Source organism: Parvibaculum sp., assembly GCF_035511255.1.
In the GTDB taxonomy this organism is placed as follows: domain Bacteria; phylum Pseudomonadota; class Alphaproteobacteria; order Parvibaculales; family Parvibaculaceae; genus Parvibaculum.
Genome location: NZ_DATKFR010000477.1, coordinates 1 through 3,162, shown reverse-complemented (window position 1 = coordinate 3,162; position 3,162 = coordinate 1). Strand labels below are relative to the sequence as shown.

Annotated in this window: 3 protein-coding genes; 1 reads left to right on the top strand and 2 read right to left on the bottom strand. The window is 64.1% G+C overall.

Going from position 1 to position 3,162, the window contains the following annotated elements:
* The coding region (locus VMR03_RS17790) for an ATP-dependent helicase (protein ID WP_325407605.1) at positions 1-1,032 on the bottom strand (1,032 nt) is incomplete at its 3' end.
* Between the two features lie 159 nt (positions 1,033-1,191).
* Here VMR03_RS17790 and VMR03_RS17785 point away from each other — a divergent pair.
* The gene (locus VMR03_RS17785; protein WP_325407603.1) at positions 1,192-2,526 is read left to right on the top strand and encodes a chloride channel protein; all 1,335 of its coding nucleotides are present in this window, start codon (positions 1,192-1,194) and stop codon (positions 2,524-2,526) included.
* On the opposite strand, the gene VMR03_RS17780 is transcribed toward VMR03_RS17785, so the two are convergent.
* Positions 2,504-2,992 carry a thioesterase family protein gene (locus VMR03_RS17780; RefSeq protein ID WP_325407601.1) on the bottom strand — a complete coding sequence of 163 codons (489 nt, stop codon included), beginning with the start codon at positions 2,990-2,992 and terminating at the stop codon, positions 2,504-2,506. The genes VMR03_RS17785 and VMR03_RS17780 overlap by 23 nt on opposite strands.
* Positions 2,993-3,162: the final 170 nt, after the last annotated feature.

Genomic DNA, 3,162 nt, shown 5'->3' with positions numbered 1-3,162 from the left:
GCCCTCGTTCATGTCGGTCCAGAGCGTCTTGCCGAGGCGGGATTCGTTCGCGGCGATGAGGCCGGAGGCGGCGCCGAGAATATGCGGCGTCGAACGATAGTTGCGTTCGAGGCGGATCACCTTCGCGCCGGGAAAGTCCTTCTCGAAGCGCAGGATGTTGTCGACCTCCGCGCCACGCCAGCCATAAATCGACTGGTCGTCGTCGCCGACGCAGCAGACATTCCTGTTTTTCTGCGCGAGAAGCCGCAGCCAGAGATACTGCGCGACGTTGGTGTCCTGATACTCGTCGACCAGCATGTATTTGAAGCGGTCCTGATATTCGGCGAGGACTTCCGGATGCTCCTGGAAGATGCGCAGCATTTCGAGCAGCAGGTCGCCGAAATCGACCGCATTGAGAACCTTCAGGCGAAGCTGATAGGCCTGATAAAGCTCGGCGCCCTTGCCGTTGGCGAAGGCATGGGCCTCGCCCGCCGGCACCTTGCCGGGCGTGAGCCCCCGGTTTTTCCAGCCGTCGATATGCGCGGCGAGCTGGCGCGCCGGCCAGCGCTTCTCGTCGATGCCTTCCGCGGTGATGACCTGCTTCATCAGGCGCACCTGATCGTCGGCGTCGAGTATGGTGAAGTCGGAACGCAAGCCCGCGAGCTCCGCATGACGGCGCAGCATCTTCGCGCCGATGGCGTGAAAGGTGCCGAGCCACTGCATGCCCTCGACCACGCCGCCGATGAGCCGGCCGATGCGCTCCTTCATTTCGCGCGCGGCCTTGTTGGTGAAAGTGACGACGAGAACCTGATTGGGCCAGGCCCGGCGGGTGGCGAGGAGATGCGCCAGCCGCGTCGTCAGCACCCGCGTCTTGCCGGTCCCGGCGCCGGCCAGTACCAGAACGGGACCATCCAGAGCCTCGACGGCCTCTCGCTGCTCGTCATTGAGCCCTTCGAGATAGGGCGCGCGCATGCCCGCCAGCGCCGCGGCGCTGGTCGAGCGGGCGGTCGTCTCTTCGGGAATAGACCCAAGGTCGAAGGGGTCGCTGGTCATGCTCTACTGATGTCGGAAATGAGGATTCGCGCAGTATAGCACGGGCCGCTTATTTCGCCCGCAAGGGCTGGAAATGGGCTTCGCCGCTTGGTTTCGCGCGCTGTCCCGGATACATAGAAGTCCAGAGGCCTCCCTGCAAGTGCGATGGATCGGCGCCCCATGTCCCTCATTACCTCCCGCCGCGCCCGGCGTTTTTATGTCTATTCCCGGCGCTGGCAGAGAGGGTTGCTCTTCGTGGCGGGCGGCCTTGCGGTGGGTGCCGTCGCCGTCCTGCTCGCCATCCTGTCGGACCGGGCCCAGCTCGAATTTCACCGTTTTCTGGCGCTGGCCCCCTGGGGTCCGCTTTTCCTGACCCCGCTCGGCTTCGCGGCGACCGTCTATCTCGCCAATCGTTATTTCCCGAATTCGGGCGGCAGCGGCATCCCGCAGGCGATCGCCGCACGCGCGCTCTCGGGCACCGAGGAACGCGGCAAGCTCGTCTCGCTGAGGATCGCGGCAGGCAAGATATTGCTGACTCTGATGGGCCTTCTGGTCGGCGCCTCGACGGGCCGAGAGGGGCCGACGGTTCAGGTCGGCGCCTCGGTCATGTTCGCGCTTGGCCGCGTGTCGCGCCGTTATCAGCCGGGCCTCATCCTGGCCGGATCGGCGGCGGGCGTCGCCGCCGCCTTCAATACGCCGCTCGCAGGCATCGTCTTCGCGATCGAGGAAATGAGCCGGGCCTTCGAGGTGAAAACGAGCGGCCTCGTCATCGGCACCATCATCGCCGCCGGCATCACCTCGATGGCGCTGCTCGGCAACTACACCTATTTCGGCACGACGGGCGACATCCTGCTCGGCTGGCGGGACTGGATGGCCGTGCCGGTCTGCGGCGTCGTCGGCGGGCTCGCCGGCGGCATCTTCTCGCGCATCCTCGTCCTCTTCGGCGCGGGCCTGCCGGGCCGCGCGGGAAAACTGATCAAGGACAACAAGGTCGCCTTCGCGGCAATTTGCGGCTTCGCCGTCGCGCTTTGCGGGCTGCTGTCGGGCGGCGCGATCTATGGCACCGGATATGAGCAGGCGAAAGCCGCGCTGCATGGCACCGAAGACCTGTCCGTTATCTACGCGCCGTTGAAACTGATGGCGACGGCCTTGTCGTCGATCTGCGGATTGCCGGGCGGCATCTTCTCGCCCTCGCTCTCGGTCGGGGCAGGGATCGGCGCCGACGTTGCGCGCTTCTTTCCGACGACACCTGTCGGCGCACTGGTCCTTCTCGGCATGGTCGGCTATTTCACGGGCGTCGTGCAGGCGCCGATCACCGCTTTTGTCATCGTTTCCGAAATGACGGGCAGCCACGAACTGCTGGTGCCGCTGATGCTGACGGCGCTGATCGCGCAGGGAACATCGCGCCTCGTCTGCAAGGAAGGCGTCTATCACGCATTGTCGAAGAATTTCATGCCGGCGAAGACGAATGCCGACAAGGAACCCGAGCTTCCTATTCCGCCGCCTTCCGCTTGATCCCGATCACGCGGCCCGCCTGTTCGGGACGGGGAAGCGCGCGATGGGCTTCCATCATCGCGGCGATCTTCGCCTGTTGCGCTTCGGGAAAAGGCGAGACGCGCCGCGTCGTCATGTCGACATGGACGCACATCTGCTCCGATGTCGCCGCCAGATAGCCTTTGGTCGCGTGATACATGCGTCCGAAGACATGGATGCGCTTGGCGTCCCAGTCGAGCAATTGATAGGTGATGCGGACAGGATCGCCCTTCAGCATTTCGTCGAGATAGCAGACATGGACTTCGGCGGTGAAGCTGGAGCCCGCGCCGGATTGCGTATAGTCCCAACCGATGCCGAGATCGCTGAAAAGCCTGTCCAGCGATTCATCGAAAAGCAGGTGATAATAGGCCATGTTCATATGGCCATTGAGATCGACCCATTGGGCTTCGACCTTGCGTGGCGCGCATTCGAACGGCTCCGGCGGCATGTCGTCTCCCCCTCATTGTTCCTTGCTGGCGGGAAGGATAATCTGGCCGGCGGAGGAACGCATGGCTGAAATTGCTGCAATCCCGGGCGCAGACGAAAAGGCGGGAGCCATCGCCGCGCTGCGTACGCTTCTCGGCGAAAGACTGACGACATCGCTTCCTTTGCGCGAGG

Coding starts and splice junctions, on each gene's coding strand:
- VMR03_RS17785 (WP_325407603.1), top strand. CDS start 1,192: ATGTCCCTCATTACCTCCCGCCGCGCCCGGCGTTTTTATGTCTATTCC.
- VMR03_RS17780 (WP_325407601.1), bottom strand. CDS start 2,992: ATGCCGCCGGAGCCGTTCGAATGCGCGCCACGCAAGGTCGAAGCCCAA.